This window comes from Bacteroides sp. 51 (assembly GCF_010500965.1).
Lineage (GTDB): Bacteria > Bacteroidota > Bacteroidia > Bacteroidales > Bacteroidaceae > Bacteroides.
This window is the reverse complement of record NZ_QVMI01000015.1, coordinates 175,751-201,944: the sequence shown is the minus strand read 5'-3', so window position 1 is coordinate 201,944 and position 26,194 is coordinate 175,751. Positions and strand designations below refer to the sequence as shown.

Genomic DNA, 26,194 nt, shown 5'->3' with positions numbered 1-26,194 from the left:
AACACACAGATGGGACACCCTATTTGAATACAAATAAATTATAACTCACTGAATGTCAGTGGAAACGAATTTGAATGAGAGAAAAGCGCCAAACTCAGGTGAGAGCCTTATTACGTGAGTAATGAGGCTCTTTTAGCATCGTCATGATCTTTAAGAGTTATAAAAATATCTCGTAGAGTTGTGGTTACCGACATGTACATAATGGTAACCACAACTCTACGAGATAATTTCGGTTTCATACGAGCGTATGACTTATGATACTAAGATATTAATAGATCACCATCATTTTCTCTTCATAAGGCACCGGATAGGAAGATATCCACACCTCCGGTTTCACCTGCATAGGATAATACCCCAACACAAAGACTTCGATCTTCTTGTTCTTCATATCTTCCGTTAAAGGGAAGAGGTAAGTATAATCCGAAGCGGATTTTGCCACGAAATTCTCCCACGGATTAGCCGGATAAGAAACAGCACGCGAAGGCGCCCCTACATATTTCCCATCGACTTTCAGTGCAGCGTAAGCACCTTCCACCCCATGTTCTCCGTTAATTGCTACGGAAAGATAACTATTTCGGGCTATTTCACTTAATTGAAAAGAAGTATCCCACGCCTCTGTACACCTCATCGCATTAGAATCTGCAAACAGATTGCTTGCTCTGAATGCATCTGTCTGCAATTTCTTTCCATCGCTATACACTTCTATCTCGGCAATGGCATCCGGAAAAGGGTTCAATTTCAGGTAACGCATAGTTCCGTTAACAGGTATATTCATGGTTACATCTGCCAGAAATGTAACAGATTTCCAGGCTTTCAGATCAGATGATACGTGTGCAAAATTACCTTCGGCTATCAATAAGGGTTGTAATTCATGTTCGTTGTTTACTTTAACGATTATACTATCGACGAATAGCGCTTCGCCAAGATCTAACCGGAAGCATCCTTTATTTATCCGATGGTCAAGCCCTCCCCTTTTGGACACCCAAAAGCCTGTATTCATATTTCCATCAAATAAATTCTTATCCCATATCCCGCGGTTAATAAATGTCGGTTGCTGAAAGAAAGCATCCCGTGCCGCTTTGACATAAGTGTTTTGCGTCTCGCCCGAACGGTAAAGGGAACGGACTTCCAATGCATTATTATCGGCAGCAAAAACGGTTGCTTCGTATAAGGATGCCGCATCATGAGGAATAGGAGTCCTCTTCATATCTGCCAGTTTCCGGTGATAAGGGTTATTTAGCGCTTCGCCTTCAAACGCAATCTCCATAGGGTTTTGTCCCTTGAGTTGTTGAGTTACATCCTGTCCTTCTATTTCAATCTTCTTTATATGAGGAATGTTTGCCGTTTTTATCCGGGCTTTTGTTCCGGGAAGACCCAGGAGTTTAATTTGTATCGGTTCATTGGGGATATTCTTTACAACCTCAAAATCGACTCCTTCCACACCCGGTTCGCTATATTGATTGGTTGTAGAAGCAAAGAGCAACAAGGAGCGAAACGGTGGAACGACTACCTTTACCGACTCGCCATACCGGAAGGTGCCCAGGATTCTCTCTTCCGGATGAAACAGACGCACGCTAACCTGTTTTCCTTTGTTCAGACCAATCTCTTTATTCAGGTTTACGGTAAACTCGCGGGGGTCCCAGCTAAGGTTTCTCAGTGTAACGAGCCTGGTTTTATCATCACCCCGCGAAACTGCATCTCTGCCGTAACTATCGGGAAGCACCATACCATTAACCAATATCTTCGAGAACTTCCGGTGGAGATTATAAATCCGGGCCAACTTAGGGAATTCATCATCGGACAATAGCCAGGGATTTCCATAAATCTGAGGAGCCAGAATCAAGGAGCGGTTGAAAGCATGCAGAATAAGGTCATCTTCCCAATAATCGAGGCAGGAAGAAAGGCAAACGCCGTGGTCTTCGGTGAGCCGTTGCAAATCCGGAACAAGTCCTCTATCCATTATGCCCGCCCTGTTGTGCGGGGCGGTCGTATTATTCTTTGCATTTACATCTATATAGGCCTCCCTACCCTCCCAAAGAAAAGTAGTAGCGTAAGGTTTTGCCTTATCCAATCCTAACCGGTGATTCAGTAAAATAAGATCGGGAGAATACCTGCGGCATTGTTGCATCAGATCAATAAAATCATCTTCCTTATCTCTCCGCAAAGGGCCGCAAACGGCATCGAACTTGAAGAGCGCCCAATGATAATCACGACACAAAGAGACTAACATATCTTTTCTCTTTTGGGCCTCTTCGAGAGTATCGCCAAATCCGTCAGGACCGCCCCAGAGTCCGAGGCGGGTATTGTTTACCCTCGCCTTTTCATAAATGGGAGCCAGTCCGTTAGGGAAATTCCTTTTGAAACGCTCAGAATCCATCGTTCCATAAAAGTTCTTGCCGTCAATGAGTCCGGCATCAAAGGCATAAATATCCAATATCATGCCGTATTCCTGTTTCAACCAATCGAAGAAGGCCAGGTTTATGAGGGTCTGCTCTTCGGTTGGTCCTTCGTTGGTATTGTTAATCCAGGAGAAATACTGGGAACGGGATGGACTCTTTTCATCAGCGCCTGGGTATATAGTGGTTTGCGAGAATACTGCAAGGGGGTTCAGTAAGAAAAAGAGGATTATAATATTCTTCATTATTTAAAAGGGGTTAGTTTGTTTCCGAAAGTTTAAGATGGCCGTACTCAGGCCATCCGTTCAGGATTTTCTCTCTGTACTGCAAAGCTTTATCCGCATCTTTTAGCCAGTCGTATTGACCAATGGGGTATGCGTCCCGGTAAAGATTCATCTCTTCTGTAATATAGACTACCCTGTTTAAAGCGGCATGAATATTTCTCTCTAAATCCTGAGGATGATACGATTTCTCCCGCATGTATATTCTAAAGCCGAAATAAGCAGCGCAAACAGCTTCATGTAGTTGGGCAGTGAGATATGTGCGGTTAAAGAGTTGATATAGTTCTTCATAATCGGATGGTTTGAGCTTTTTGCGAGCTTTCTTTATTTCGGTTAAAGCCTCCGAAGCCAGTTGCACACCATATTGCTTTTCTGTTAGAATATAAGCGTAATATAAACTATCCATTTTCTCAGAAGGATCAACCCAATGGTTATCCAATGCATATTTGGCTTCGGTAGCCAAAGGAGAATCCGGTGCTTTGTATCGCGGAGGGGAGATATGGTTTATGATATCTTTCCAGTAATGCAGTTCTTTATTAATGCCATGTTCCACGAAAACGACAGGCGGGTCAATCCACCTGCCGGATACATGGCGGTTATAGCTCCATTTATTAGCATCGTAATTCAATGAAGAATGGTCGGCCAGGTTCGTTCCGAGTGTATAAAGAACTGATGTTACGATATCATACGATTTCTGGAAAGCGCTTTTGACAGGGGCTAAAGCTCGTTTACCGTACTTCAAACAGATAAATTCATCGTATATCTGTTCGGCCGAAACGGTAGGTTCTTCTGTCATCCGCTTTAAGGTATATAACAGTATTTCGTTGGGAGTTCCTACGATCTTAGTTGTCCCATAACGATCTGTTCTTGCCGCATATCCTACAACATTAGGTTGGTTGATGTAATCTTTCCAACGCTTCATCACATATTCGGGCCAGGTGTTGGCTATAACACCCTGTCCGTTATATTCATTACCCGTATCGAACTCGACAATAGTAGGCCGGTCAAACTTTCCGATAAACGTATTATTGGGGTGGGTCATAAAGAAATCATGGGGTACTTCTTTGACCATCAATCCCACTTTATCGCTTTTTATATGACGAATACAACCCACGGTACCGGCATACTCTTCCTGAGAATATGCAAAAGTACGGATATACAGTTTCTTTCCGCGCTCATGAATTACAACATCGGCTACGGCATTCACTACAGCCGCCAGCTTTTCTTCTGCGGTAGGCATCTTTACTGAGTGTTGCTTTTCGGCATAAGCCCCCGTCTCAATGAATGTGAGTATCAACCCGTCGATATCCGGAACCAGACCCAGCATCTTCCGGTAATCCTCTTTATACCATTCCCAAAACTCCTGATTATCAAGATCTATCTTTCCACCGGGAGCCGTCCGGAAACGGCTCGGGTAATAATCTAATGGATAAAAACTGTGATCCCACAAAAACACATCGGCTATACCTTCTTCATGAGCCAAACGGGTCAACGTGTTGACTTGCTCGCGGACGGATTTATTCTTAACTTCCCGTAGGTCGTGAACAATATGATGAGACAACTGAAAGTGGTTGATGTTATATTCGGCTGCCGACTTTATCGTTTCAACGGCGTTATCCATATGGTTAGATAGGATAATCCATCCTCTGACAGCGGTTTCCTGTGCAGAACTGCCAATAGGTAAAAACATAAAATACAAGGCAATCCATACAGATTTGTTCATGATTATCATAGCTTTATGCGCTGTTCTTTTCCGTTATATTTTATCTTTCGGGTAATATCTTGTTTTCCATCTACTCCTTTTAACCGGATAATAAATGTTCTGGTTTTCTCACCATAATTTCCGGCACGGGCACCCACAGTAAAGGTTCTCTTTGCATTATCCCACTTCAATGGAATAACACTGTAGTTTCCTGCCATATACTCCATCGAACTTCCATCGTCTTCATACAAATCAAATGATCCGTCTTCACCTCCGAATATTTGTATTTCCATAGGTGTACGGGTGTTTACATACTTTTCTAAGGATGTATAATAAGGAATAACCGAACCGGATTTTACGTATAAAGGCATATAATCTAAAGGAGCTTCGGCTTTTATTTCTGTGCCGCCGGAGTAAACATTACCTGTTCTAAAGTCTGTCCACGTATGTCCGGCAGGCAGATATACGGAGCGGGAAGTAGCACCGGGTTTTACTACAGGACAAATCAGGAAGGCTGGTCCGTACATGAATTGGTCTTTACAATCGAACACTTTCTTATCATTCGGAAAGTCAAAAGCAAGTAAGCGCATGGGCGTGTAACTATGATGGGTTACATTACCTGTTAATGTATAGATATAAGGCAGTAGCCGGTAACGCAGTTTTATATAATCCGTACATATACGCTGTACTTCCGGTCCGTAAGCCCACAGTTCATTGGAAGTTTTCCGATCTCCCGGATAGCGGCGTCCATGCGAGCGGAACACCGGACAGAAGGTACCATACTGGAACCAACGGGTAAATAACTCCCGGTAATTCTCGTCGGCAGGATCACCGCCCGAATAGCCGCCAATGTCGGTGGTCCAGTAAGGTATACCGGTAGCTGTAAAGTTCAAGCCTGCTGTGACTTGTGTTTCCAGTTCATCAAAAGTTGCGGGTATATCGCCCGACCACACAGCTGTTCCGTATTTCTGTTGTGATGCCCAGGCACAGCGGGTCAGGAAATAAGGGCGAACATTGGGCCGGCATGCAGACAATCCGTTATAGAAATTTGAAGAATGAACTAAAGGATAAAGGTTACGCACCTTAGCTGCCGGACCTGCGTAGGTTGTTGATGGAAGAAACGAAGCCGGATGATCGGGTTCGGGTCCATCCAGAAACCATCCATCAATATTTTGTCCGGCAAGTGGGGCAACCATTTCCCAATACATTTTACCGGCAGCCGGGTTGAAGGCATCGTAAATAAACCCATCCAAGGCTTTGGCGCCATACAGCAGGTAGCCATGTTGAGCCAACTTGCTATAATTAGGAATACTGGGTTTAAAGGTTGGCCATACAGTCAGAACAACTTTTACTCCATATACATTATGAAGGCTATCGAGCATTTGAGGGATATCAGGGAATAACGTTTCATCGAACCGGTGCGAACCTGTGCCATATTTTTCCCAATAATAATAATCTATGAATATAGAGCTGGAAGGTATGCCTTCTTCTTTCATCCGGCGGGATATATCCAACACTTCTTTTTGTGTGGTATATTTATTCCGGCTCTGGTGGAAGCCCAACGTCCAGTCGGCAATCATTGGCGATTGGCCTGTCAGCGAACGATAGGCTGCGATAAGTTCATCTAATCTGTTGCCTACAAAAAGATAATAATCGACTATATTTCCATAATCGGACACAAAGCTCATTCCACTTCGGTCGTCTTTGAAGAGGGTACGGGAAGGATTATCCCAAAAGATGCCCCACCCCCCGGTTGAGTAAAGCACAGGAACGGCGGCCTGCGTATTGAATTGGATCAATTCGCGTTGAGAATTTCTCAGATTCATTTTCTTATCTCTGAACTGCCCCAGTCCGTAGAGGGCATCGTCGGTATTTAACTTGAACTTACAAAAGGGGTTAACAGAATCGCCTGTCATGTTATAACGGGCGCCTCCCGGCAATTCTTCTACCAACAGCTTACCCGATGCATTATACAGGCTGATATGTCCGCTTTGCTTATTCGTCAGGACTTTCATGTTAGGAGCTTGCAGTATGATAGACCGGCTGTCTTCGGTTACCGTAAAATCGGAAGTTTGGGGCTTATCGGTCACAGCATAGCTGGAAGTCTGACGGATCATTCCGAGGTCGCCATATTGTATATGTAAACTTCCCGACACAAAAGGCTGCATATATAAGGTGCCGCCGGTGGTTTCTATCTGTAGGGTTTCATTTTCTTTTTTCCAGGATTTTACGGTTTGTTGTTGTCCCTCATTGACGGTTTGCACTACTTTTCTTAAATCGACAACCTGCTGAAACTCTGTTCCCAGTTTTATATTACTCATATCTCCGCTGGTTCCCTTACCAGCCAACAAATGCAGTTGATCGAATTTAAAATTCCCGGTAAGTACCCACTCAGCCCCCTCAATATCGGGAACCGAAGCTACACTGGGGTTTATAAAGGCGTATGCCTTATCTCCCTCCTTCGAATAATCAATCCGGATAAGAACTAATGACGGACGTTCGAGTACCGGATTAAGCACCTTATCGCCGAAAACTATCTTCCGGGAGTCATTTATACCGATATATAGTTTTTCTTTCCGACTCTCGTTTAAGGATAACCCAAAGCGGCTATCGCCTTCTTTTTTATGGATAAGAAAGCTAATCCACAAGGTTTCAGCAGCTTTTAAAGAAGGACAAACTTCACGATTCAATGAAATATCTTTTTCGTGGACATCAAATTGCATACGATACTTGTCGACAGTAATGCCTGATACGTCCAAACCGGGTTGTAATCTCTTCACAGTAGTGGTATCTCCTCTCCAGGAACTACAAAAATAGGATTCGCCCGAAGATTGTGCCTGCAAACGAAGGGCCAATAATAAACTCAAAATAACAATTAAGATATTCTTCATGATTTTAAAAATGATTATATATGTACTCGCAAATCACTGATTGGAAAACATAGTTTCCCAATCTGCTTGTACAAAATTAAGGCAAGCCATTAATTGAGGGGTTAACTGTACGGTTAACTGGAATAAAAAGGATAAAAAAATAGTGCTTATTTGATTCTTCTCCGTACCATACTACCCTACGGTTGCTACCATACTACCCAACGAGTGCTACCATACCGCCCAACGAGTGCCAGGGTAGTACCCAACGAGCCTTACCATACTACCCTACGGACGCTACCATAGTATGCTGGCTGCATAACACTTAAAGGGAATCGTTTTATGTTGCCTACCTGGTGATACTTAAGATATGATCTGTTCGAAGGTGTATTTAAAATCTGCACCAAATAATGATTGGTATTCTTTTATGAAAGAAGTATATGTTTTTTGTGCTAATCCGTTTTTACCCATCTCCAGGAGTAAAGTACATTTTATCTTTAAGGCATCTTCATTCAAAGAATCATGCACAAATACGGCATCGGCAATGTCAATCATCAATGATGGACTAAGTTTAAGTGCAGTTGCGTTGGCAAGTATATTTAATAACAGATCAATCAGCTTATTCGAAAAGTTAGATTTAAACGGGTCTACCCACTCCGTTTGCAAATTAGGAAGCAATTCGCCCGCCGAAACAATAGATGCAAGTCTTTTTATATCGGCGATTACGGGATTTACTGATATACGATCCATCAGTGTCAAAGCTTCGTAATAATCGCAATAAATATCATTGCCGAATTGAACCGTCCAATATGAACTTTGTCCGCTAATTGACACTTCACCCACTTTTTCAAACAAAACCCTGAGTTTACTCATTGAAACGCCACGATTATTCTTGGCGCTTTCATTGCTCTTATCAAACCATAAGATTTCCCGGAGTTTAACAGAAGATATTCCCTTTCCATCCTTCAATGTATACAATAAAATAAGGAGGAAAAGCTGTTTCAATATCGGCGCAAACTCTCCGGTTACGTCTTTTGATTCTTTATCCATCACCTGAAAACCTCCGAACAATAAAATACATTGTTTGGTTGGCTTATCATTCACAGGTTTATCCGATAAAACAACTTTGGTGACAGTATTTTCATCCGAAGGTTGTGCAGCCGTTTTTGTAGCTAACACTCGTTTCTTACGCTTCATGAAAACGAATATAGCAAATAGCGCTATCGCACCTAAAACTGTTCCGATAATATAAGTCAAAGAGCTGCTTACGGTTTCCTGCTGGTAAAGATCAACCTTATTCAAAGGCGGATAGGCCAATGTATACACAGAAATCGTTGCGTCTTCCGAGCCACTGCTTGTATTTGAAGTTACGGCAATCAGTTGTTCTTTATCATTGCTGAGGTATAAATCGGCATATGAAAAATTATCATTAAAAGAAAAAGGAATACTATCTGCAAGTATTTCATATTTCGGTTCACTCAAAGAAAAACGATACAATTGCATGTTGGTATTGTATTTCTGATGCGGAAAACATAATGCATAGAAACACCCCTCCAACGTATCTACTACTAATGAGTTTGCAACAACAAAATTATGCTTATTCTGGTCAAGCTCCCATATTTTCTTTACGGTTGACGTCTCCGTGTTATACGTATACAAATCATAATAATTGTGAGGAGACAGCTCCTGATTACCTTCTCTGTTTCCATATCCGCCGAAAATCAAAACGGTCTTATCATCCATCATTCCCGATCCGCTGAGATATCTTGCCGAGATCTTTACATCACCTTGCAATTCTACCTTATTCCATGTCTTGGTAGGAAAGTGATATGTGTTTATATCATCCTTATACAAATGAAATCCATACCCGCCGAAAGTATAAAGTGTAGTATCTCGTGTAGAGAAGAAACGATTATGATGCCAATAAGAAGGATCGGTAGGACTCAACGTATTATTGTTCCAAACCCTGTTCTGAATGTCATATACAGCAACCTCATCCTTAAAGTCGTAAGTAAAAAATCTGTCAATTAAGGGATCGTATAATAATTGATTAGCATTACTTCCTGAAGGAAACCCCTCTTTAAAAGCATCCTGCTTAAAATCCCCATTCTTTGTGTTATACGAATAAAAAGAATGTTTATCTATCACCGCCAGCATATTATCCTGCTGATTAAAACACAGTTGTGGATTGGGTCCGGTTGTGAAAGTGGTTTCTTTTTGCCAGAAACTATGATAATCCAGAATCCAATCGGGATTTTCGCAGGAAGCAAATCGACCTTTTATTTCATCATATACCCCATTCGGTGTATGCTGTGATAGTTTCCAGCAATAGACAGGCTTCTCTTCCAGGTTCTTTATAGTGATATCTTTTACAGACATTGCCGGAACGTCGCTCACCAGAAAATGGACATGGTCGTTCATTCCAAAAAGAATATCTACCACATTAAATTCCTTAAAATAGTCGTCTGTTTTTTCATAACTGGTATCGTTCAGGAAAAGCCTCAACAGACCTTTCTCACAATCAATGATTAGCTTGACATGCATCCAGGTGTCAAAATCGACATCCAGTTCTTCAAAGCTCTGATCAAATAGTATTTCCCTGGAACGACAGATTGCCGTAATATTCGGATCGGCAATTTCTTTCTTCTTACTCAGGAGCAAATCAATGTGCTTGTCGTTTTGCCCGACTATTCTAAAGATATATCCAAAGTTGTAATGTGCCTTTCTAAAAGTTGCATCAAACTCCAATATAAAACCATCCTGGAAAGAGAGATGGCCTTCGGAACTTAGATTTAAACCGGTTCGCTCTTCCTTTTTTACCTCATAAGACTTAAATGATAATCCATGCCGGATTTCAGGTTTACTTTGTATAGCTTGAGTGAAGAAAATAAAGCAAATCAGGAATATATACTTCGTTCGGTTTTTCACGGGATATTAGTTAGGTCTTTAAACATGTGGTTTTCGAGGTTCAAATATAACAATATTGTTGTTATTAAACATTCATTTCAGTTGAATTATTATAAATCGGTTACTTCAAACTAAAAGTGAACCGCAGAGTCAGGCGGATTTATGCACAGACTTTTTAATTTATCTCTGCGTAAATCCGCGTAACTCTGCGGTTTAATAAACCTGGGTGTGGCATTTTGCCGCCCTTGCCGCCAGCCCGTTTTAGAATAACGTCCTGAGAAGTGCTTTCTTTTGTTGCTCGCGGTAGTTTTTCGGGGTCATTCCATGAACTTGCATAAATGATTTGAAGAAACTGCTACGACTTCCAATTCCTATACGATTGATAATCTCTTCTACCGGCAGATTCGTTGAAACCAGCATTCTCTCGGCTACACTCAGGCGGTATGCACGGATAATTTCATTAGGGGTTTTCCGGGTTATACCTATCAGGCGGCTATAGAACTCTTGTGTAGTACAGCCCATCTTCTCACTGATCATTTCAACTGACAGTTCAGTGTCTTTGATATTTGCATCAATGAGTCCGATCATCTGTTCAAAGAATGTTTTATCTTCCGGAGTTGCAAAATGCTCATCGCCCAGTTCAAACGCTTTATATTCGGTAGAGTTGAAATACTGTTGCACTTTCTTGTATTGCAGTAGTCCCGCAATCTCTTTTTGAAGCGCTTCCATATCGAATGGTTTTGGCATGTATAAATCCGCCCCGGCTTCTATGGCAGCATTTCTTTCTTCCCCTTTGTTTGAAGAAGCCAGCAAAACACATGGAATATGAGAGACAGCCGTATCTGCTTTAATCATTCGTGTCAACTCAATACCACTGATTACGGGCATAGTAGCTTTTACAATCAATAAATCGTACTTACCACTTTGTAGTTTATCAATTACGCCCTCTGAGTCTGCAACAGCCTCAACATTATATGTATTATGAAGCAAATCGGTAAATAAACACTGTATATTCTCATTGTCATCTACTAGTAGAATAGAACCCTTGTTGGCACTGTGTTTTGTCTTTACCGGTTCGCATAAATCATACTTCTTAGGCAGGGAAATAGACGGAAGTTGTTCACTACCTTCTTCAACTTCATCATCGGATAGACCAGGAAGATATTCAGGAAGAGTTACAGTATAAACAACATGGCCTTCCTCACCTTCGACCATCACAGAACCTTTCAGGTCTTTTGCAATGGCGCAATTTATAGCTAATAAACGGCTATTGAAAGTAGACGAATCTGCACTTCCTTCCTTTTCCAGAAGATCAATCGCCTGAATATAATCAAAGTCTTCTCCAACAGGCATATCAAGTTTCGGAAGCTCCCCTGTATAAACTACCACAATACATAAATGAGCATCCTTTATCCTCAAATCAACAGATACCATGCCGCGGTCCTGCACATGTATAAAGGCATCCGACAATAAATTACCTATTAAACGGCATAAGTAATAACTATCCGATATCCAATACAGGCCATTTTTTATCCTAATCTGATAATTGATTTTGCGATCATTTGCCTGTTCTACAAAGGCAGAAGCTAAAGCGTCTGCAAGTTCCGATACCGGCAAACTGGCAATGTCGTATTTTTTATCTCCGGCCTCCAGGGTGCGAAGTTCGTTCAAATCACATACAAACCCTTTTAATTGCTGGCTATTATTTTGAATCAAAGTGATATACTTACGTACTTCTTCACTTACCGATGAATTAGCCAGAATCTTATCCGATGAATTCTCAATCAATGCCAAAGAACCATATAATTCATTAGACATACCGGCAAAGAATCCTAACTTTGCACGGGCCTCCGATTCGTGGAATTTCTGTTCCATAGCAGCAAGAAGCACTACTTTACGACGATTCATATGCCAGACATAGCCCCAACGAACAATGTACAGAACGCCCACAGCAACCAGAACATACAAAACATACGCCCACCAGCTCTGATACCAGCGAGGTTGTATATGTATGGTTACCTGATAAACAGGACTTTCTTTACCCGTTACATTATTCCGATATTTGGCAGAAAGTGTATACTTCCCTGAAGCCAGATAAGTGAATAATGCCGAATTTGTATTTCCATTATCCACCCAGTTCTCCCCTTGTTCATTCAACTTATAGAAATAAGTATATTCTTTGCCATCAATATAGTCATTGGCCACAAAAGAAACTCCAAATACATTCTGATCATAATTCAGACGAATGGTTTGTCGCCCGCGATTAGTCACAAGATAATCGTAAATATTGCATCGTTTACCAAAAACAGACAACCCATTGAATGTGATCTCCGGAGTATAATCTTGCTGAACAAAATCATTTTCATTGATTGTCACCAAGCCGTTCTCGCCACCAAATAGTAACATACCGGTCAATGGATCTTTGAAACAGGCTCCATCACTAAACCCTGTAATCATCTTATCTTCTGCTTGTTTGCATAGATGAGACGTTTGTTTCTCCATATTGAATTTAACCACACCACGGTTTGTACTCAACCACAGGTTACCGTTATTATCTTCCAGAATACCGTGTACGGTTTTATGCGGAAAGCCATTGTTTTCATCGAATACAGTTTTCTCTGTACCTACCATTCCGGCTAACCCCTCGCCTGTGGCAAACCAATAACCTGCACTGTTTTTCAATATCGAATATATATCATTCTGCGGTTGGTTCTCTCCTTTAGCAAACAGGAAGTTCTCCATACGCTCACTTCCACTATCAACCTTGTAAACTCCATTTCCCTGGGTACCAAACCAAACAGTTCTTTCATCTTCCCGATACGCAACGGTAAACATATTGGCCGCCTCGCTACCGTCGCCGGCATACACGCGTTTGGCAGAAGCAACAATCGGCGAATCGGCGGTTCCTACCAAATGAACCTTTACCAATCCTTCTCCTGCCGTAGCCACCCAAAGGGTTGTATCGTTCACTTCACAAACGGAACTAACCTGTTTAAGTACTTTCCCATCGGCATTTACATTGAGATTTTTGATACGACGCTCCTGATAAGAGTAATAGTTTAGCCCATTCTCCGTCCCAATCCACAACAAGTTCTTTGAACTAGGAGCAAATGCACTGATTGATGTACTACCCAACAGACTGTTATAAGGTAAGAAGAATTCCGAACGACTTCCGGTGCCCTGCTCAGGATTATAGTCATGAATGCTCACAATGCCATTTCCTGCACTACCGACCCATAACGTTTGTTTGTCATCTCTATATAACGCTGTAATCGGAGTCTGCATAGAACTACTTAAGTTTGCCGACAGCACTGCTGCTAAAGAAGAAGCTTCATTAAAAAGCATAGATACTCCTTCTCCGTTGGTTCCGACCCACACGATATCCTGATACATGTCTTTGCACAAGCTCAACACTCCCGGACGGAAAGCCAGATCAACAATCTGAAACTGGTTCTTATGTTCGGGCATATTCTTTATACGGATCAGCCCGCCATTGGTAAAGCCAACATAGAAATCACCCGAATGTTTAATGATTGAAGAGATATCGCCGTTCTGAGTTATCAGATGATTGATATCCTGTATGTAGTATTTCGTTTTGTCGGCAATACTATACTCATAAAGTGTCAAAGTAGCATCAACAAAATAAATTTCCCCTTCTTCATAGAAGCACCACAAGGCAGCTTCCTGATGTTTAAATGCAGTTTGAGCTATCAGTTTTACCTCATCTCCCTCACGTTGGATGGAGAAACACCGGTGATTACCATCCTCCATAAACAACCAAAGTGCTTGATCCTGATCAATAAACATGCCGACTATAGCATCATACACCAGCTCGCTCACCGGTATTTTTTGGAATGCTTCTTCACCAGCATGATAATAAAATATACTATTATCCTCTTTTGCGATATAGATATCGTGAGTAGAACTTACTGCTATTTTCACATTCAGATCAAAGCCTTCGAAGGTTTTTACCGTTTGTCTGGCATGGTCAATCCGGTTTAACCCATAGTTGGTTAATACCCAGAATATGTTATTCTCTGTTTCAAAGATATCTCCGATAGTATGACCAGTAAGATAAGATTGTTCTTCGGTCGTTTGAAAGTTCTGGATTCTTAATCCGTCATACGTGTTTAATCCGTCGTTTGTACCAAACCACATCAACCCGTTCCTGTCTTGATAAACAGAAGCTACAACTGTGTTAGATAGTCCGTCCTTTGCAGTATACTGTCTAAAACTATGTGCACTTGCCGTTCCTAAAAACAAAAAGACTAGAATAAAGGGCAGAGATAGCCTTTTCACTAAATGATGTTTTTCAATTTCCATGTGTTGTGCTGTTATTTAATGTTGGGTGGCAAAAATACGCAATAAAGGCTAACTTCAAAAGATTCCATCTATTTATTTTCTTAACGGGTACAAAAAAAGGCATCCACAGATGGGATGCCTTTTATGGTATATCAAGACAGAATTAGTCTTCCAACTTGTTTGCTGAACCAAGCACGTCAGTGATTTTGTGCATATACAGCTTCTTCATGTTTTCGCGAGCTGGTCCCAGGTATTTACGTGGGTCGAACTCTGCTGGTTGATTAGCAAATACTTCGCGTACAGCAGCAGTCAAAGCCAGACGGCTGTCTGAGTCGATGTTGATTTTGCAAACCGCAGAAGCAGCAGCCTTACGAAGTTGTTCTTCAGGAATACCGATAGCATCTTTCAATGCACCACCGTATTTATTGATGATAGCTACCTGATCTTGTGGAACTGAAGAAGCACCGTGAAGCACGATAGGGAATCCTGGAAGTTCTTTTTCAACACCTTCCAACACATCGAAACGCAATGGAGGAGGAACAAGGATACCTTCTGCATTACGAGTACATTGTTCTGGTTTGAATTTGTTTGCACCGTGAGAAGTACCGATAGAAATAGCCAGGCTATCGCATCCGGTTTTTGTTACAAAGTCAACAACTTCTTCTGGTTTTGTATAAGTGTGGTGTTCAGCAACGACATCGTCTTCAACGCCTGCCAATACACCAAGTTCGCCTTCTACAGTTACACCGAATTGGTGAGCATATTCTACTACTTTCTTAGTTAATGCAACGTTTTCGTCGTAAGGAAGGTGAGAACCATCGATCATTACTGAAGAGAATCCCATGTCGATACATGATTTACATGTTTCGAATGAATCACCGTGGTCAAGATGAAGAACGATTTCAGGGTTCTTAGCACCCAATTCTTTAGCATAAGCAACAGCGCCTTCGGCCATGTAACGCAACAAAGTCTGGTTAGCATAGTTACGAGCACCTTTTGATACTTGCAGGATAACCGGAGATTTTGTTTCTACCGCAGCCATGATAATAGCCTGTAGTTGTTCCATATTGTTAAAGTTAAAAGCTGGAATAGCATATCCGCCTTTAATTGCTTTTGCAAACATCTCTTTGGTGTTCACAAGGCCTAGTTCTTTGTAACTAATCATTGTTTTTAAAATATTTATTTGTTAGTGAATCAAAATTCATCGCAAAAGTAATGATAATAGTTTTAAATAAGGAGTGAGACTGTTAGAAATATCCGCTAATTTCAGACAATTTAATCTAAACTGATGGTGATAAGTAACAAGTGAAGCCTATTTGTAATCTCGATGTAGCAAATGTGTTTTATAATCATTTACGTAAATAAATCACCGTTGGTAAGTGATCACTATATCCATTGATCCATTGATTCCCTCCATGAGTTCGGAAAGGCGAACCTTTATATTTTCCTTCTTGTTGGAAAAGGTATTCACGCATGAATACTTCACAACTATCATAGTGTAGTTTCTTCTTTTTAAGCAGGGTCTTGGATACAACGATCTGGTCAAAGAGATTCCATTTCCCCCTATATAATAAAGTACCTATACCTTTATCTTCAAGAATCTCCCACCAAGGATTATAGAAATCACGCTTCTTCACCTTTTTCGGATATTTCCTTGCCTGTAGAGCTACTGCCATACTTTCATCCATTGGGTCATCATTCATATCACCCATAACGATGAGTTTCAATTTCTTATTCTCCTTCATTAAAGAATCTTTCAGTACAGTAACCTGCTCTGCCGCACGAATACGTGCAGGTGCTTCTGCACCACGCGATGGCCAGTGATTAACGATCACACACACATCTTCTCCAGCCAGTTCTCCACGGACAACCAGGAAGCCACGGGTTTTATGAGTAGTATCGTTATTCAAATATATATAAGGTGAAAGCGTACTGGAAGTAACCGTAAACTGCTGAGGATCATAAAGCAACGCGCAATCTATCCCTCGCCTGTCTGGTCCTTCATAATGAACGATTCCGTAATTGACAGATGCAATGGTGGGCTGACGAACCAGATCTTCAAGCACCCGGCGATTCTCAACCTCTGCCACACCGATCACAGCAGGACCTTGCGGGGTTTTATCACGAGCGATTTCACTCAGCACTTGCGACAGATTAGTCTGTTTGGCCAGATACTTCTCCGTATTCCAGGCTTTTGGACCGGTCGGCAAATATTCATGGTCATTCTTACCATAATCATGTATGGTATCAAACAAATTTTCCAGATTGTAAAATGCTACACTAAAGAGTCTGTTTTTAGACTCTTGTGTTAGCCCGCTAACTGCTATAAGCAGTAGCAGGCTAAACATGAAGAGTTTCTTTCTCATCATAATAATGATACTTTATTTAAAAGCCTTGCGGCTTTTATAAATGGCAATGTTAAGAAAAGCCTCCACCTCCACTCCATCCCTCCTGCCATTTGGTTGCAAAAGTCTGAAAAAAAAACGATATAATAGATTTTTCAATGAACTTTTTTTCTTAGTTAAAACAAAAGCACTATCTTTGCGCTCTCAAATGAGTCCATTACACTATTCTTACCAAATAGTTTAAAAAGAAATAATAATTAAAACGCATACAGAAATGAAAAAAGGTCTTCATCCTGAGTCATACCGTCCGGTGGTATTCAAAGATATGTCAAATGGTGATATGTTCTTGTCTCAGTCAACTGTGAACACTAAAGAAACTGTCGAGTTTGAAGGTGAAACTTACCCATTAATCAAACTTGAAATTTCTAACACTTCTCACCCATTCTACACTGGTAAATCTAAATTGGTAGATACTGCAGGACGTGTTGATAAGTTCATGAGCCGCTACGGTAACCGTAACAAGAAATAATTCGCTAATCTATATATAGCGTATAAAGCGAGGGGCTGTCCATCAAGGGCGGCCCCTCGTTTTATTATACCTGCAAACGTTAGCATAATACAATATGCACCGAATTGTTTACTGGGGAGAAAGAACTTCCTGTAAGCCTGCAACCCTGGGAATATAAAGTTTATAGGGAAATCCCTACGCTCAATTAGGGGAAATAACATATAAATAGGGAACCCCTTTCGTAACTTTGCTACAGGTTAATTATTTTAATCTTAAAAGGCAAAGTTATGAAACGGGTATTTCTTTTACTGTCTGTACTACTGTTTAGTATTTGCAGTCAAGCACAAGGATTTCTTGCAGCACCGCAATTTAAAATGAATGCGGTCCTGAAGCTTGATTATAAAGGATTTGAAAAAGGGTCGCCGGTTGTCATACATAGTATAAATTCTATAGGAGAAACCGACAACCAAAGCACTGTTAACACTCGCCGCTCAGTTTATCTCGTAGAGATCAACAAACAAAGAGCCTATATTCCGTTCGACTCAGTAACCTACCTTCTGGAGATACCTCCTTTCAATGTAGAGGACTTTTGGCAGGATGAATACTCAAACTACAAAATGCCAAAGTATTACCAGAAGAAAGGGTATCGTTCATCTATCCGCCAGGGACTCATGGCCGATGCCGATGAATATACAAGCAATCTGAACAGCCTTCTCTACAAAGATGATTATATTCAGGATTACATTCAGACCATATTCAATGGAATCGTCCCCCGGAAACTGGATGCGAACCGCCCAGAACGTTTAACTGTAGAAATACTACAATCGCCCAATCCGGATGCATATATGTTACCCAACGGGACACTCATCATCAGCACAGGACTATTATCTACATTAGACTCGGTAAAAGAATTAACAGCAATCATTGCCAGTGAAGTGGCGCATTACGCACTTGACCACCATGTAATGACTGTAGTTCAGGAAAGAGCGCGTCTGCGCAGGGCAGAAATATGGGGAGTTGTATTAGTAGGTATTGCTACTGGTATTGAAGCAGCATTGATAGAGAATAATGAAAACTATATCCCCGGAGGGCTATTGATAACAGCCGGTGTAGCCGGTGAACTTCTGACAGCTTCGGCCATCGACCAGCTTGGTATGGGATATAGCAATAAGCAAATCTGCGATGCCGATGACATAGCCATCAGGTTCCTGGTGCGAACCGGTACTGATCCTGCCGCTTTACGTTCCGCTTTATCTAAAATCTGGGCATATTACAAGGAAGTAAAAGACGATTATGCCTTGTCAAGGATTGGAGGATATGGAAACATTGACCAACGCATAAACAGGCTTCGAACACCTATGACGATCAGCAACCGTGAATTCCAAAAGAAAATGGCGGGAGTAACCACAGTAAACTCCATCATACAGCTAAATAGCAAAAACTATGAGGCTGCCGGGAAATTGGCCCGAAAGAATATAGATAATAAACTGGCCAGTGATGAGGATTACTATATCCTGATAAAAGCAAATATGAATCATACCAATAGCCCGGAAGATAATCGCAGGAACCTTGAGTTGATACAAGAAGCAAAAAGCATTTCTCCTGTACCCAACCTGGGGCTATATAAACTGGAAATCCTATTATATCTTCGTTTAGATCAGCAGGAGCAAGCCATAGAAGCATTGAACAGATACATGACTATGGTATCCGAATTTAAACAAGAAACAACAAATAGTGATGATACCCGGTGGGCCAACGAAGAAATTGGCTGGGGTAACAGATTGAATCGCCAACTTAATCTTAACTAAACATAAACTTTACATTTTAAACCTAAACCCTTTACTTCTCTCACTTCAAGCTAAACTCGGAAAAGCGTTGCCTCTGCGGCAGCGCTTTTTTTATATAAAAGTCTCCAAGGTTGCCCGTAGGGGCGCTTCGCGAAGCGCCCTAATCTAACTGATCAAATCTATGGGCGGTTCGCGAACCGCCCATACACTGTAAATTAACCTTCCTTGCTGGTTTCACTCTTATAGTAAACAAAGAAAGCATCTATATTTCGCTTTCACCCAAAATTCTCAATTTTCACTGATATCCAAACACTTACAAATACTTTCATTGAATAATAATCTAGGTTAGCATCTAAGTGCATACCCTAAAGCATATCACAGCTCCTTACCTTTGTAACACGACCAACGGACATTAATAACCTCAAAATATCAGTATCATGAAAAGTCAGGAGTTACGTAAAAAAGCACCCGAGCTCGACTCTTTACGTTTGGGTAGCGGATGGAACATAGAAGATTTAAGCAAACCTCAGATTATTGTCGAAAGCAGTTACGGACATAGCCATCCCGGTAGTGCACATCTCAACCGGTTGGTGCATGAGGTAAACAGAGTGATTTACAAAGAAGGAGGCCGCCCGGCCAACTATTATGTAACCGACATTTGCGACGGTGAAGCACAAGGGCATGACGGAATGAATTACTCACTCGTTTCCCGCGACATTATGACGGCAATGATTGAGATTCATGTAAAGGCAACTCCTTTTGACGCTGGAGTATTTATTACCAGTTGCGACAAATCCATCCCCGCACATTTAATGGCCATTGCCCGTTTAAACATGCCTGCCGTATTTATGCCCGGAGGTATTATGAAGTCCGGTCCCGATTTGCTGACGCTGGAACAAATAGGAAAGTACAGCGCTATGTTCGAACGTGGAGAGATCACAGAAGAAGAATTCATGGAATATAAACGGAATGCTTGTCCGGCTTGCGGTGCCTGTTCTTTTATGGGAACCGCATCTACTATGCAAGTCATGGCCGAGGCATTGGGGCTGGCTTTACCCGGTAGCGCACTTATTCCAACACATATCGGCGAACTGGAAAAAGCAACAAGCAGAGCCGGAGAGTGTGCCATACGATTAGCTCACCACCCCATCACTCCCTCGCAGATACTTACCGGAAAAGCATTTGAGAATGCCATCATGGTGCATGCTGCAATTGCAGGTTCCAGCAATACGCTGTTGCATCTGCCGGCTATTGCCCATGAAGTCGGGATTACACTTACTCCCGAAACATTCGACCGCATCCACCGGAAGATACCTTATATACTTAATATCCGGCCTAGCGGATACTGGCCCGGAGAATACTTCTGGTATGCCGGCGGCACACCCGCCATTATGGAAGAAATTAAAGAGCACCTGCATCTGGACGCCCTGACAGTGACCGGAAAGACGCTGGGTGAGAACCTGGAAGACCTACGCAAAACAGATTATTATGCTAATTGCAACCATTATTTAACCACACATAAGCTAACTAACCCCGACCTGATCAAGACTATGAAAGCTCCAATCCGTCCGGAAGGGGCCATTGCCATATTGAAAGGCAATCTGGCTCCGGAAGGCGCGGTGGTAAAACACTCGGCCGTATCTCCTAAATTGATGCAGGTAACACTAAAAGCAAGAGTATTTGATTGTGAAGAAGATGCGCTGCAAGCCGTCTTGAAAAAGAATATCACCCCGGGCGAAGCCGTTTTTATCCGTTACGAAGGTCCAAAAGGAAGCGGAATGCCGGAGATGTTCTATACCACCGAGGCTATTGCTTCGGATGCCGAGCTCATTGAATCTGTTGCACTAATCACCGACGGGCGTTTCTCCGGGGCAACCCGTGGTCCGGCCATCGGGCATGTATCCCCCGAAGCCAGCGAGGGAGGTCCGATTGCTTTAGTAGAGAATGGTGATCTGATCCGTGTGGATATTCCAGCCCGCTCTCTGAACATCATTGGTGTAAAAGAAGAAGAGAGAACATGGCAAGAAATAGACACCATCCTTTCCGAACGCCGTAAGCAATGGGTAAAACCTGCGCCCCGCTATAATGACGGCATCCTGGGGATTTATACCCGCAACTGCGTATCGCCGATGAAAGGCGGATATATGAAAGCCGAATAATCAAGTAACCAACCTCTTTAACACCTTATTATACCATGACACCTATTATTATTATCATCATTAGTTTGCTGATCCTTATCTTCCTGGTGGCTTACTATAAAGTTGATGCATTCTTTGCATTCGTTCTCGTCTCTGTTGGAGCAGCCCTTTGCCTGGGAATACCCGTTCAGGACATACCCGATATTCTGAACAAAGGAGTAGGAAATATATACCGCAGCATGGCGCTGATTATCATTTTCGGGGCAATGCTTGGGAAGTTGGTCGCAGAAAGCGGCGCAGCTAAAAAGATCGCCAACGTTATGATCGGAGCCTTCGGGACTAAACACATTCAATGGGGAATGATGCTTACGGGCTTCGTAGTCGGCATTCCTTTGTTCTACGACATTGGCTTCGTGATTCTTGTACCGATTATCTTCTCCATTGTAAACCAGTACAAAATGCCCGCCATATATATTGGTATGCCTATGTTGGCAGCCTTGTCTGTTGCCCACGGTTTCCTGCCACCCCACCCCTCTCCTGTGGCATTGGTCAGCATGTTCGAGGCGAATATGGGAATGACGCTGATCTTAGGATTGATTGCTTGTATTCCTGCTATTATTATTGCCGGTCCGTTATTCAGCAAATCATTGAAGAGCATTAAAACGGGCAATGTCGATATGTTTACTGCAAAAGAAGTGAGTTCGGAGTTCAGAGTACCGGGAAAGCTCAATAGTTTCCTGACTGCTACATTGCCGGTATTTCTTTTAATTATCACCACTATACTTACTCAGTTCGTACCGAACCTGAGCGAACCGGCACAGCATATCCTGTCGTTCTTTAGCTCGCCCACGATTGTGATGCTGATTGCCGTGGTTGTAGCTACCTACACGTTAGGCATCAAACAAGGTCGTTCTATAAAACAAATCATGGATATTTATGTGCAGGCATGCAAAGACATTGCTATGATTATCCTGATTGTGGCCGGTTCGGGCATATTTAAAGTGGTGATGGAAGAAAGCGGCGTAAGCCTGTTACTGGCCAATGCGATGGAAACGCTTCCGGTACATCCGTTGATTCTGGGCTGGCTCATGGCAAGTATCATACGCGCTATGGTAGGGTCTGCCACGGTAGCAGCGCTCACAGCTGCCAGTGTAATGATGCCTCTGATTGCCGTATCGAATGTAAATCCGAACTTAATGGTGTTGGCCATCGGGGCAGGGAGTCTGATGTTCTCTCATGTCAACGACTCCGGGTTCTGGTTGTATAAGGAGTACTTCAACCTAAGTATGAAGGATACGTTCAAGTCGTGGTCGGTGATGCAGATTCTTGTTTCCGTGGTCGGTTTAAGCGGAGTTTTAATTCTTAATCTATTTATCTGATATATTATGAAAAAGTATAGTTTATTTCTAGTTGTATGTTTATGTGCCGCACTCCCTTTGTGTGCCGGTAATGGAGTGGAAGAGGAAAATACAAAGAAACCGTCTAAGTGGCACTTGAGTTATGATAACAAGTATCATGTGAAGTTCTTCGGACGAATCTCTGCCGATGGCGGCATGTTCTGGGGAGAAGAGAATCAGAAGGTTGGCAATGGAACAACCCTTTCGCAACTTGCCTTTGGCGGGACATTCTTCTTCGGGGAGCGGTTGTCGGGTAAGTTTGAGATTGATTTCTCGAATGGTAACTTGTTGTTACTGGATAACTTTATTACGTATAACTTTACTAAGCGGTTGGGGTTGCGCGCCGGTAACATTCAGGAAGCTTTTTCTATGGATTTACTGAATTCTTTTAAGGATCTATCGCTGATGAACCGCGCGCAGGTGGTCAATGCGTTTGCTCCGGGACATCATTTGGGTCTGCAAGGGGTTTACGAAGACAAGCAGTGGTTGCTTACGGGTGGAGTACACTTCCAGAAGTCGATGGTTTTGGGAAACAAAGAGAACTCGGACAGTAACCTGAAGAAGGGACAGAATGAAGGGTATTCGCTAACCGGAAGGGCGGTATGGATGCCGCAGGATGAACATAAGGAGAAGGGACTGCATATCGGCGTTGCTGCCTCGTATGCCACACCGAAGACGGATGTGGGAAAGGATACTGATCCGAAGACGGTGCGTTTCAGCCAGTCGGAATCGACCATCAACAAGATTAAATTCCTGGACAGTGGGTATATAACGGATGTGGAGCACACGTGGTTGACGGGGGCTGAGCTGGCGGGATATTACGGTCCCTGGAAGCTTCAGGCTGAATATATCCGTCAGGGGGTGAACCGGAACAGTGGTTTTGCCAATGAGTCTTTCTCGGGGTTTTATGTTCAATCGTCGTGTCTGTTGCTTGGTGGCAAACAGGATTATAATAATTCCCGGGGTGCCTTTAACCAGCCTTTAGTGGGCAAGAAGGGGGATGTGGAACTGGCTTTACGCTTTGACCGACTGGACATGAACGGAAAAGAAATCATGGGTGGGGCTTCCAACCAATATACCGCGGGAGTGAATTACTATGTAAACGAGAACCTGAAAGTTCAACTCAACTATTATTATATCACTCACGACCGGTTTGCCAATGCCAACGGCGAGGTTTCCATTCCGGAAGGTCAGTCGGGAAACAACTACAACTCCCTCAACCTCCGCCTCCAACTAAGATTCTAGGCAGCGAGGCGCTGCACCCAGGGGCGGCAAGCCGCGGTTGGTGATTTACTGCAAAAAAATATTATCTTTGTAGTGAACCTTTATGAAGTTAATGCCATGTTGAAATGCTTCCTTTGCCTGCTACTTCTTATCTCGGCGATAGCCGGAATGCCTGCCGCGGCATCCAACAATGAGCCACTGCTCAAGGAACTAGACCTGTTACTAAAAGAGCGCACAACCTATGTGCAGCAGAAGGAAGGAAAGATTGACTATCTTAAACGATTGGCTTTATCCGAGAATGCACCGGAGAAAAGGTGCGATATCACTGCGCAACTAATAGAAGAATACAGTAACTTCCAGAGTGACTCCGCTTTCTGTTATATTGAGAAGAACAGGCTACTCATAAAACAATTACAAAACAAAGATAAACGATTGGAAAACCGGTTTCAATACATCTTCCTGTGTGCACAATCGGGGTTTCTCAACGAAGCGCACACGGCATTAATGCAGTTGGAGCCTTTGTACGAGGAGATGAGTACCTCACAAAAGATTGAATACAACAAGCAGTACGAAAGACTGTACATGAACTTGCGGGAGTATGCACAGAAGTCTCATCTCGAAAGTACTTACAGGCAGCAGGAACTGGCATACGCGCGGAAGATCTGCGAACTAACCCATCCGCAATCCAGGGATTTTTATTATTACAGCTTTAAGCAACACTTTGCCGATAATAACCTGCCGGAGGCCGAAAAGGACATCACGGCATATTATCATCTTATAGACTCCACGTCGAACGATGCGGCACGGGCATTGTACCACTTTTCGCTTATTTATAAAGCCCAAAGAGATACGCTGAATGAAGAAAGGAGCCTTATACTTTCTGTTATGGCCGATGTCAGGAGTGCAGTAAAGCAAAACAGGTCGCTGCGTTTGCTGGCAGAGATCAGAAACAATAAGGGAGACATTGGCCGTGCTTATCACTACCTGGACATATCGCTGCAAGATGCCAATTTTTATAACACACGCTTGCGCAACTCCCAGATTGCCGAAGCCATTCCGATTATTCAGAAGGAGTATCAACTACAAAGAGATAAGCAGGAGTTCTATTTACGCACCGGCATCCTGATTACCAGTCTGTGCCTGCTCCTCATTCTGGGAATAGCGCTGTACCTCCGCAGGAAAAGAAGGGAACTATCTGTTGCCCGCTCCCAACTTATGGAGATCAACGGCGAGTTGAATACGATAAACAAGGAGGTGAAGCTAAAGAACGAAGAGCTGAACCACCTGACCACCAGTTTGATAGAATCGGACCGGGTGAAGGAAAAGTACATCGGGCATTTCCTGAAGCTCTGCTCTATGTACATCCAGAAGATTGGCGATTATCAGAAGTTGGTCAACAGAAAGATTAAATCGGGACAGATAGATGACCTTTATAAAATGAACTCATCGACCCAATACTTGTTGAAGGAGAGCAAAGATTTCTACTCGCAGTTTGATGAAGCCTTCCTGCAAATCTACCCCACCTTTGTGGAAGAGTTTAATATGCTTCTAAAAGACGATCAACGCTTCACGCTCAAAGAGGGCGACTTGCTAAACGTGGAGTTACGCATTTATGCGCTTATCCGGCTGGGAATAAAAGACAGTTCGCAGATTGCAGAGTTTATGGGCTACAACCCCGTGACGGTGTATACCTACCGCACGAAAGTAAAAAGCAGGGCCAGAAACAAGGACAGCTTTGACGGGGATATTCTTAAAATAGCCCGGGCAGGCGGCAACCGATAAGCGACATTACAAGCTAACGCGGGTCAAGAGATAGGTGTAAACATTATTGGCATCTTTCCAAACATGCACGTATACATCTGCCGGGTGCGTAAAAAGGCAGTATTCCGGATCTTTTATTATACAAGTGAGCGTTGAGAATATAAAGCGGTTGAGCGTTGCCACGGTCCTCTGCCGGTCTATGTGATAAAGCAGCCATTGCGGGATGGGATTCAAGCTATCTATGCAAATCGCCTCACACCGATCCTCGTCCATTATCAACACATCAGATTTTGCCGTTTTCTTACTCCACGCGGCATAAGGAAGATACGTACGCGCCATAGAAGGGTCTTTATCGACAAAATCATTAAAGACCAATCCCGGGAAGATATTTGTTGGAAAAAGTAGTTTTGCCATAAAATTACCTATCAGCATCAGGAAGGCGATGCAAAGGTAATTTTTAAATTGGAAAAGACAAAAATTAAGGCAAACAAGGCGGCATATATTAAGCCGCTCACCTTCATTTACTACAACTGGCGGTTCTTTGGCTTTTGTTTGAAACCGGCAGGCATTTCGTGACAC

At 42.6% G+C, this 26,194-nt stretch carries 14 protein-coding genes; 6 read left to right on the top strand and 8 right to left on the bottom strand.

The window, feature by feature from the left end:
* Nucleotides 1-268: 268 nt before the first annotated feature.
* The 7 genes from D0T87_RS12735 to D0T87_RS12705 form a co-directional block, all read right to left on the bottom strand.
* Nucleotides 269-2,641 carry a hypothetical protein gene (locus D0T87_RS12735; RefSeq protein WP_163175509.1) on the bottom strand — a complete coding sequence of 791 codons (2,373 nt, stop codon included), beginning with the start codon at nt 2,639-2,641 and terminating at the stop codon, nt 269-271.
* 13 nt (nt 2,642-2,654) lie between these two features.
* On the bottom strand, nt 2,655-4,400 hold the full coding sequence (locus tag D0T87_RS12730; RefSeq protein WP_163175508.1) for a hypothetical protein: 1,746 nt from the start codon (nt 4,398-4,400) through the stop codon (nt 2,655-2,657).
* 5 nt (nt 4,401-4,405) lie between these two features.
* Nucleotides 4,406-7,270: a TIM-barrel domain-containing protein gene (locus D0T87_RS12725; protein WP_163175507.1), complete on the bottom strand. Its 2,865-nt coding sequence runs from the start codon at nt 7,268-7,270 to the stop codon at nt 4,406-4,408.
* A gap of 339 nt (nt 7,271-7,609) precedes the next feature.
* Complete coding sequence (locus D0T87_RS12720; protein ID WP_163175506.1) at nt 7,610-10,174, bottom strand: hypothetical protein; 2,565 nt, start codon at nt 10,172-10,174, stop codon at nt 7,610-7,612.
* A 240-nt stretch (nt 10,175-10,414) separates the two neighbouring features.
* Nucleotides 10,415-14,476 carry a two-component regulator propeller domain-containing protein gene (locus D0T87_RS12715; protein ID WP_163175505.1) on the bottom strand — a complete coding sequence of 1,354 codons (4,062 nt, stop codon included), beginning with the start codon at nt 14,474-14,476 and terminating at the stop codon, nt 10,415-10,417.
* A 142-nt stretch (nt 14,477-14,618) separates the two neighbouring features.
* Entirely contained in the window at nt 14,619-15,620 is a 1,002-nt protein-coding gene (locus D0T87_RS12710) for a class II fructose-bisphosphate aldolase (RefSeq protein ID WP_163175504.1), read from the bottom strand.
* Nucleotides 15,621-15,804: 184 nt separating this feature from the next.
* Entirely contained in the window at nt 15,805-16,821 is a 1,017-nt protein-coding gene (locus tag D0T87_RS12705) for an endonuclease/exonuclease/phosphatase family protein (RefSeq protein WP_163175520.1), read from the bottom strand.
* Between the two features lie 253 nt (nt 16,822-17,074).
* On the opposite strand from D0T87_RS12705, the gene D0T87_RS12700 reads away from it, so the two are divergent.
* From D0T87_RS12700 to D0T87_RS12675, 6 genes are all read left to right on the top strand, one after another.
* Entirely contained in the window at nt 17,075-17,329 is a 255-nt protein-coding gene (locus tag D0T87_RS12700) for a type B 50S ribosomal protein L31 (protein WP_163175503.1), read from the top strand.
* Nucleotides 17,330-17,595: 266 nt separating this feature from the next.
* Nucleotides 17,596-19,116, top strand: a complete 1,521-nt coding sequence (locus D0T87_RS12695) for a M48 family metalloprotease (RefSeq protein WP_163175502.1) — start codon at nt 17,596-17,598, stop codon at nt 19,114-19,116.
* 416 nt (nt 19,117-19,532) lie between these two features.
* Nucleotides 19,533-21,254, top strand: a complete 1,722-nt coding sequence (gene ilvD, locus D0T87_RS12690) for a dihydroxy-acid dehydratase (protein WP_163175501.1) — start codon at nt 19,533-19,535, stop codon at nt 21,252-21,254.
* A gap of 35 nt (nt 21,255-21,289) precedes the next feature.
* Nucleotides 21,290-22,612 (top strand): gluconate:H+ symporter, encoded by a 1,323-nt coding sequence (locus D0T87_RS12685; RefSeq protein ID WP_163175500.1) that lies wholly within the window; start codon nt 21,290-21,292, stop codon nt 22,610-22,612.
* 6 nt (nt 22,613-22,618) lie between these two features.
* Nucleotides 22,619-23,875, top strand: a complete 1,257-nt coding sequence (locus tag D0T87_RS12680; RefSeq protein ID WP_163175499.1) for an OprO/OprP family phosphate-selective porin — start codon at nt 22,619-22,621, stop codon at nt 23,873-23,875.
* Between the two features lie 96 nt (nt 23,876-23,971).
* Nucleotides 23,972-25,636, top strand: a complete 1,665-nt coding sequence (locus D0T87_RS12675; protein ID WP_163175498.1) for a DUF6377 domain-containing protein — start codon at nt 23,972-23,974, stop codon at nt 25,634-25,636.
* A gap of 6 nt (nt 25,637-25,642) precedes the next feature.
* Here D0T87_RS12675 and D0T87_RS12670 read toward each other — a convergent pair whose 3' ends face one another.
* Complete coding sequence (locus D0T87_RS12670; RefSeq protein WP_163175497.1) at nt 25,643-26,029, bottom strand: hypothetical protein; 387 nt, start codon at nt 26,027-26,029, stop codon at nt 25,643-25,645.
* Between the last annotated feature and the right edge of the window lie 165 nt (nt 26,030-26,194).

What these genes read in the sequence shown, in the direction of transcription:
- D0T87_RS12735 (WP_163175509.1), bottom strand. Translation starts at nt 2,641, where the DNA reads ATGAAGAATATTATAATCCTCTTTTTCTTACTGAACCCCCTTGCAGTA.
- D0T87_RS12730 (WP_163175508.1), bottom strand. Translation starts at nt 4,400, where the DNA reads ATGAACAAATCTGTATGGATTGCCTTGTATTTTATGTTTTTACCTATT.
- D0T87_RS12725 (WP_163175507.1), bottom strand. Translation starts at nt 7,270, where the DNA reads ATGAAGAATATCTTAATTGTTATTTTGAGTTTATTATTGGCCCTTCGT.
- D0T87_RS12715 (WP_163175505.1), bottom strand. Translation starts at nt 14,476, where the DNA reads ATGGAAATTGAAAAACATCATTTAGTGAAAAGGCTATCTCTGCCCTTT.
- D0T87_RS12710 (WP_163175504.1), bottom strand. Translation starts at nt 15,620, where the DNA reads ATGATTAGTTACAAAGAACTAGGCCTTGTGAACACCAAAGAGATGTTT.
- D0T87_RS12705 (WP_163175520.1), bottom strand. Translation starts at nt 16,821, where the DNA reads ATGAGAAAGAAACTCTTCATGTTTAGCCTGCTACTGCTTATAGCAGTT.
- D0T87_RS12700 (WP_163175503.1), top strand. Translation starts at nt 17,075, where the DNA reads ATGAAAAAAGGTCTTCATCCTGAGTCATACCGTCCGGTGGTATTCAAA.
- D0T87_RS12695 (WP_163175502.1), top strand. Translation starts at nt 17,596, where the DNA reads ATGAAACGGGTATTTCTTTTACTGTCTGTACTACTGTTTAGTATTTGC.
- ilvD (WP_163175501.1), top strand. Translation starts at nt 19,533, where the DNA reads ATGAAAAGTCAGGAGTTACGTAAAAAAGCACCCGAGCTCGACTCTTTA.
- D0T87_RS12685 (WP_163175500.1), top strand. Translation starts at nt 21,290, where the DNA reads ATGACACCTATTATTATTATCATCATTAGTTTGCTGATCCTTATCTTC.
- D0T87_RS12680 (WP_163175499.1), top strand. Translation starts at nt 22,619, where the DNA reads ATGAAAAAGTATAGTTTATTTCTAGTTGTATGTTTATGTGCCGCACTC.
- D0T87_RS12675 (WP_163175498.1), top strand. Translation starts at nt 23,972, where the DNA reads ATGTTGAAATGCTTCCTTTGCCTGCTACTTCTTATCTCGGCGATAGCC.
- D0T87_RS12670 (WP_163175497.1), bottom strand. Translation starts at nt 26,029, where the DNA reads ATGGCAAAACTACTTTTTCCAACAAATATCTTCCCGGGATTGGTCTTT.